Below are 4,131 nucleotides of genomic sequence, written 5' to 3'. Positions count from 1 at the left end.
CTAATCAGCCCACTGCCACGGCGGCGCATCCAACAATCCTTGCCCCTGGATGATGGTTTCACCAAGCTCCTTGTTCAGCGCAATAGAATTACACTCGCTGTCCTCTTCCAGCGTGGCAACCAGTCTTGGGGCATGGGATACCACCCAAACCTGAGTCTCTCGCGATGCGCGGATAATCAGGCGACCGAGGGCAGGCAGCAGATCCGGGTGCAGGCTGGTTTCGGGCTCGTTTAACACCAGCAGGGAAGGGGGCCGGGGCGTGAGCAAGGCGGCCACCAGCAGCAGGTAGCGAAGCGTACCATCCGAAAGCTCAGCCTGGTTCAGGGGGCGCAAAAGACCGTCCTGCAGTAACTGCAATACGAAGCGGTTTCCGGCGTCTGCGGTAAAGTTAATTGTTGCTCCCGGAAACGCATCTTCAATCGCGTCGTATAACGCCTGCCGGTCGCCAATTTCATGGATAGTCCGCAGTGCTGCGACCAGGCTGTGGCCGTCATGATCAAGCACCGGAGTGCGTGTGCCTATCTGCGGTGTGCGGATGATGGACTGCGGGTCGGTCCGGAACTGATCGTAGAAGCGCCAGTTGCGGATGGTTTGCCGAACGGCATGCACCTCAGGTACCGCTACCGGGTCACTGATTTCGTTCAGGATACTCTCGTAGGAATTGAGGTGGGCGTTATACACCTCCCACTTCCGGCCGGTGCGTACTTTTACCACGGGGCCAACGCGGTCGATCAGACAGCTGCTGGGCCGGCATACATCGCCAACCCAAATGCACTCGCGTTTTATCTCCGGGTCGAACTGAAACATGGAGGGGTCCCGGTAGCCCGCAAACCCCTGCGGCGCGGGCACCCCCAGTGATATGGCGTACCCGAAGTCTTCGCCCACAAAGCCCAGCCGCAGGCGGGTGTTTTGTTTCCTGGCTGCGCCCTGAACGGGTGCGGAACCTTCCCTCATGTCCTTGGTGAAGTTATCCGGCCCGGCCCAGAATGTGTAATCCAGGCCGCCTTCCTGTGCAATCGACGAGACAAGGTTTCCTTTCGTGGTTTCTGCGAGTAACCGAAGCGACTTGTACAGGTTGGATTTGCCACAACCGTTGGGCCCGGTAACTACATTGAGCCCCGCCAGGGGCGAGACAATGCTCTTCAGGCTGCGGTAGTTGGATACTGCAAATGCTTTGATCATACGCCCGAACTCAATGATGGCTGACTGAGCATGAAAGCGCCTTCATACTCCGGTAGGGGGGTAATGTTACGCGAAAAACGATCAGGCGACGGCCCTTCGCTTTTGCTATCTATTGGCGTGTCAGTTGCAGCGCCAGGAGTCATTTATCTGGATGCCTGATCTATGATGGTGAGTTGAACTAAAATAGGTCCTTGCTTATAAGTACATTGCGATACTTATGGGTATTGATGTGTTGGCTTTTTGATGATTTGAATTGGCTTTATTTTTAAATATCTTCTGTTGACTTTTGGTATAAGGTTTTATTGTGAAGCTGAATGTTATTGTGTGTCGCAGTTTTAATTGTTTTGGTGTGCATGATCCACTTATCGATAATAATATTTTTCTGCTCCAGCGATGATTAGATCAAGTTTTTTTGACCACCATAATTGAGGGTCTTCTGAAATAATTTTAAGCACGTGATCTACATGTTTGGCTGTGTCCGGCTTTTTAGCTTTTTTCCATGAGTGACTTAGTTGCTCTACCCCTTTATTTCCACTAGCATCCGCTGTTTCCAGTCGTTGCCAGAGTGAAGCGCTGTCGGCCGTCATATCTGCAATACTATCGACAATTAAAGCTGCGTCTTCAATGGAAAATCCAAAGCTTTCCAGGTTACTGCAGGCTTTTGCAAACGCCTCAATAAATGTCGTTGGTGTCTGTTCAGATGATCGAACTGTAGCAGCAAGCCCTTTGTAACGGCTATACATATCCCAAAGTGACTTTGCGATATGAGAAAGATATAGCTTCCAGTCATCAGTCTTGGCTTCCAGATCTAACTGAATTATTGCCTTGTCCAATGCCATAGAAATTATGTCATCACGATTTTTTATATGTCGGTATAAAGAAGAGTGATCCACGCCAAGATGAGCGGCTATCTTTTTTAGCGTCATTGAATCAAGGCCAAGGGAAAGTGCACTTTCGGCAATTTCATCTCGTGAAATCCTGGCTGGGCGCCCAACTTGTGTTTCCAGTTTTCGCTTTTCTTTCATTCTTCTTTTCCTGAGGGTACAAGCTTTCAGTAGTAATGTATGTTTTTTGGTAAAGATAGTTTTACTGTTGTGGCGTTAACGTTGTGTCTAAATATTATTTTCTAAAAAAATTGTTTTAAGTGTGCTGTTTTTTTTAAACGGCTTCGTATTTATTTTTTTATTTTTTGTGTTTTCGAGGTTTAATTTTCTTTTTTGTTTGGTTTTTAATGATGAGGCATTTAACGCTTTCTTGCAATTCTCCAGGTGTGAGCGATACGGCCCCGGTTGCTATCCGGATTCGGATGTCATCAGCGCCGCGCGCGGGATTCAAGCTCTTTGTTCGTTTATAAACCGCTTCACGCTCAGCTAATAAGTCGACCCTGCAAAACGCCGTTTTCAGATCGCCAGCAATTCACCGGTCTTCGTTGATTCATCCGGCAACGCCAAAATTGACCATAAAATAGCCAGCATCAGTCGTAAATACCGCTCATTTTTATAAGACCAAAGAAGCTCGGCGAGCTTCCTCAGAACTTTCCTCAGGTTCAGGCCCACGCCGCACAATACCGCGTGTATCTTGTCGCCCGTAAACCCTCTGAGGAAGTTCCGGAACATCAGGCCGTCACTTTTCAGGTGTCCGATGATCGGTTCGATACTGTTTCGCCGGTGTTGCTGATCGGGGTGGGCCTTGCCGCGTCCTCTCCGTTTGCCGGTGATATGAATTTTGGAGAGGAATGTGCCCTCGCTACCACGGTAGCCACGGTCAGCCAGCAGATGCTCCGGCATCTTGCTGGTATGCAGAAGCACTCGTTTGAGCGCCGTATCGACGGTATGCCCATCGTAGGGGTTGCCAGCCAGTGCCTGGCAATCCAACACGAAGCCCTCTTTGGCGGTGGTCACCACGCTGACCTTGGAACCGAACTCATAGCGGGTGCGAGCCTTGCCTTTGGCGATACACACCACCTCCGGTTCGTGCAGGCTGTATAACCGGGGTTTGACGGTGCGGTCGCCGTACTGATTCAGCAATCGCAGTGCCTGGTGGAGCTTGTGGTTCAGACGCTCGGAACGTTGTTCTATCGTGCGCTGATCAATAATGGCCTCACAGACCTTACCCAGATTCCGGTGCATCTGGCGCAGTACCTTGTGCATCCGCTTGAACTGCCGGGCATGAGCGTAGCGGCCCACCTGCCAGACCATGCCGGGTAATCCCTTGCAGAAGGTCTGGCGGAACTTGATGCCTTCACCCTTGGCCAGGGCCACCAGTTGGCGATGGCAACGACCCGCCAAGCGGGCGTCGCTGGGATAGGCAATCGCCTTGGGCATGACGGTGGTGTCGATGACGGCAACCTTGAGGCTTTCCGGGCCGATGATGCCAGTATCCTGGCCCAGGGCAATGCTCATTTTCAGAAGCTCACAAGCACCGTTTTCGCCGATGCGATGCCGGAACCGCATCATGGTGGTTTCGTCCATGGGCAGGCGGTGCTGGAAGATCACCTCGCCGCAGAAGTGTTGCCAGTAGGGGTTCTCTACCCAGCGATCCAGCACATCACGATCGGACAGCGCGTACATGTGCTTGAGCAACTGTAAGCCCACGTGTAACCGGATGGGCAGCCCTGGACGCCCGGCTTGCACCGCATACAACTGGCCGAAGTGCTGTTCGCAGGCAGACCAGTCGATACGCTTTCCCAGCTGCACCAACTCGTGTCGGGTATTGAGGATGTCTTCGAGGTAGGTTTCCAACAGATCTCGCTGTGGTGCCTGGCGCTTATCCCGTGGAATCATGGCGTTTTCTTCCGGTTTTTGGGCGAAACGGAGAGATTTATGGTGGAAATTATACCCTGAAATCAGGCCAACTTATTGCCTTGATTCAGGTTTTTACTTTTGCAGGGCCGACTAATAACTCAGTGTCAGTTGTCCTCGTCGTCCGGGTTCTTTCGAGCCCTTTACC

Annotated in this window: 3 protein-coding genes; all 3 read right to left on the bottom strand. The window is 51.6% G+C overall.

Annotation, left to right across the window (positions count from 1 at the left end):
• Entirely contained in the window at nucleotides 1-1,182 is a 1,182-nt protein-coding gene (locus tag ACTH3S_RS18015; protein WP_441810388.1) for an AAA family ATPase, read from the bottom strand.
• A gap of 362 nt (nucleotides 1,183-1,544) precedes the next feature.
• Nucleotides 1,545-2,207 (bottom strand): TetR/AcrR family transcriptional regulator C-terminal domain-containing protein, encoded by a 663-nt coding sequence (locus ACTH3S_RS18010; protein ID WP_441810387.1) that lies wholly within the window; start codon nucleotides 2,205-2,207, stop codon nucleotides 1,545-1,547.
• A 375-nt stretch (nucleotides 2,208-2,582) separates the two neighbouring features.
• Nucleotides 2,583-3,965: an IS5-like element ISHsp1 family transposase gene (locus ACTH3S_RS18005; protein ID WP_441810386.1), complete on the bottom strand. Its 1,383-nt coding sequence runs from the start codon at nucleotides 3,963-3,965 to the stop codon at nucleotides 2,583-2,585.
• Between the last annotated feature and the right edge of the window lie 166 nt (nucleotides 3,966-4,131).

Origin of the sequence: Marinobacter sp. (assembly GCF_052094685.1) — a bacterium.
Lineage (GTDB): Bacteria > Pseudomonadota > Gammaproteobacteria > Pseudomonadales > Oleiphilaceae > Marinobacter.
This window is presented reverse-complemented; position numbering and strand designations above follow the sequence as displayed.